General features: G+C 61.6%; 3 protein-coding genes. 1 reads left to right on the forward strand and 2 read right to left on the reverse strand.

Annotation, left to right across the window (positions count from 1 at the left end; genetic code table 11):
- Positions 1–115: 115 nt before the first annotated feature.
- Positions 116–373 (reverse strand): hypothetical protein, encoded by a 258-nt coding sequence (locus WBV42_RS16010; RefSeq protein ID WP_423986908.1) that lies wholly within the window; start codon positions 371–373, stop codon positions 116–118.
- Positions 374–554: 181 nt separating this feature from the next.
- On the opposite strand from WBV42_RS16010, the gene WBV42_RS16015 reads away from it, so the two are divergent.
- Complete coding sequence (locus WBV42_RS16015; RefSeq protein ID WP_423986909.1) at positions 555–1802, forward strand: MFS transporter; 1248 nt, start codon at positions 555–557, stop codon at positions 1800–1802.
- A 34-nt stretch (positions 1803–1836) separates the two neighbouring features.
- Here WBV42_RS16015 and WBV42_RS16020 read toward each other — a convergent pair whose 3' ends face one another.
- Positions 1837–2613, reverse strand: a complete 777-nt coding sequence (locus WBV42_RS16020; protein ID WP_423986910.1) for an enoyl-CoA hydratase/isomerase family protein — start codon at positions 2611–2613, stop codon at positions 1837–1839.
- Between the last annotated feature and the right edge of the window lie 179 nt (positions 2614–2792).

The raw sequence follows: 2792 nt of genomic DNA on the forward strand, positions 1-2792 counted from the left end.
CCAGAACCCGTCGTTCGCTTTCATCATGGAACCGCACTCGTCACAGAACTCCATTGTTGTCCCGGACTAACAAACGCGGCCATTTAAGTCGCGTGCTTTTTCTCACCCAGTGGAATCAGCCCTCTCCTTCTGATTGGTACGGTTCGCCGACCGCCTCCCTCGGCAGGACGTTGTTGATCTCGGCTTCGAGGTCGCGAGCGGACTCGTACTCCAACTGATCGGTTTCGGCGATGAGTTCGCCGAGGTTCCGCTCGCCCTCGGCGAGCACGAGGATCGTGTCGTCCAGTTCCACGGCCGCATCGTCGCGCGGAATGGGATAGGAGAGTTCCCGAAACACCGTCTCGACGCGGTTGTACTTGACTCTCTGTGCCATGATACATAGACGGTCGGGTCGTCCTTAGCTGTTATCACGAACCATGGTTTTGTCGTCCCACGGTGGGGAATAATTCGCGGATAGAAGACATCTAATTCCTGCATACGACGGTGTGGCGAATTCATGTCAGGACGGCCGCCATCACAACTGTCTTCACCGTGCGGCCGATATTCCGTATCGAATGTTCGATATCGACAGACGAGTCCTAGCGCTGGCGATAGCGCGGATGGCCGACTCGGCCGGGAACTCGTTTCTCATCGTCGTTCTGCCGCTCTACATCACCAGTGGCGTGATTACCGGCGATGCGTTCGGGCTGACCGCGACGGCCATCACCGGTATCGTCCTCTCCCTGTTCGGGTTCTTGAACAGTTTCACCCAACCGTTTGCGGGCTATCTCTCGGACAAATCCGAGCGCCGAAAGGTGTTCATCCTGCTCGGGTTGGCGATTCTGGCGCTGACTAACTTCTCGTACTCGCTGGCGAGCAGTTATCCGGTTCTCATCGCCATCCGAGCGGTGCAGGGAATCGGCGTCGCGTTCACCATCCCGTGTACCATCGCGCTCGTCAACGACCTCGCGTCGAAGGAAAACCGGGGCGGAAACATGGGTCTCTTCAACACGTTCCGTCTGCTCGGGTTCGGAGCGGGACCGATCGCGGCCGGTGCATTGGTCCACCAAGGACCGTATCAGCTCGCGGGCATCGACATCACCGGTTTCGAAGCCGCCTTCTACATCGCTTCGGCGGGGGCACTCATCAGCTTCCTGCTCGTCACGCTCCTCGTGAGCGACCCTGAATCGACCGACGCCGAGGCGGCCGACGACTTTTCCATCTCGATTCTGGACTCGCGCGGCGGTCTCGACCCCATCTTCACGCTCGCGCTCGCCTCGCTGTTCATGGCCATCAGTATCGCCCTGCTCTCGACGCTGGAGACGACCATCAACCAACGACTCGACCAGAACGAACTCTGGTTCGGCATCGAGTTCGCGGCGTTCGTCCTCGCACAGGTCGCCCTGCAGACGCCTATCGGACACGCGAGCGACCGCTACGGCCGCCGTCAGTTCATCATCGTCGGACTCGTCCTGCTCGTCCCCGCGACGATCGTACAGGGCTTCGTGACCACCCCGATGCAGATGCTCATCGCGCGACTCGCCCAAGGCGTCGCGGGTGCGTTGGTATTCGCCCCGGCGCTCGCGTTGGCGGGCGACATCGCACGCAAAGGCCAGTCCGGAACGCAACTCTCCTTGCTGACGATGGCGTTCGGTCTCGGCACCGCCATCGGCCCGCTCTCGTCGGGATTCCTCGTCAAGTTCGGTTTCCCGGTGCCGTTCGAGATCGGCGGCGTGCTCGCGGCCATCGGTGCCGTCCTGGTCTACACGCAAGTCGAGCAGGTCCAACCGTCCTCAGGTGCCAAGCCCACGCCGCAGGACTGAGAAAACAGTACTTTCGTCCGATTATTATTCGTCGTTATTCGAACTCCGGCTCCCTGTCCTCCACGAACGCAGCCATCCCTTCCCGCTGGTCGTGCGTGCCGAACAGCGAACTCCAGAGCCGACGCTCGTAGCGCAGTCCGGCCGACTGGGTTCCCTCCTGCACCTGATTCATCGCCTCCTTCGCGGCTTGGAGGGCGTACGCCGGGCGTTCCGCGAGGTCGGTCGCCATCTCGTCGATACGGTCGTCCAGTTCGTCGGGCGCGACGACCTCACCGACCAACCCCATCTCGTTGGCGTCTTGGGCGTCGATTCGTTCCCCGAAGAAGATGAGCCGTCGCGCCAACTCGTCGCCGACCAAGCGCGAGAGGCGCTGTGTCCCGCCCCATCCGGGAATGATGCCGAGATCGATCTCCGTTTGGCCGATGACCGCGTTCGTGCTCGCCACCCGAAGGTCACAGGCCAGTGCGAGTTCGCACCCGCCGCCGAACGTGTAGCCGTTGATGGCCGCGATGACCGGCGCGGGGAACGACTCCAGCGAATCCGCAATCTCGTGTCCAAACTCCGCGTACTCCTGTGCGTCCGTGACCGAGAGGTCCTGCATGTAACTGATGTCGGCCCCGGCGATGAACGCCTTCTCGCCAGCCCCCGTCAGGACGAGCGCGCGGGCACCGTCGGCCTCTGCCTCCGAAATCGCCTCCCGGAGCGCGTGGAGCGTCTCGACGTTCAGCGCGTTGAGTCGGTCGGGTCGGTCCACCGTGACGGTCGCCACGCCGTCCGAAAAGTCGTATCGTACCGTGTCCCATTCGGGCATGCCTGAACCCTCTCGTGGTGTTCGGTTAATCATTACGGACGGATGGCGGAGAGGAAATGGATGATGAGAACGAGTTTTCGAGAAGAGGACAGCAACTGGTAGGTGAAACCCACGCCGCTCGCTACGCACAGGAGTGTTTGATTGATGTGTGATTACAGTTCCTGAGAAGCAGACCACCC

Origin of the sequence: Haladaptatus sp., from assembly GCF_049589095.1 — an archaeon.
Taxonomy (GTDB): domain Archaea; phylum Halobacteriota; class Halobacteria; order Halobacteriales; family Haladaptataceae; genus Haladaptatus.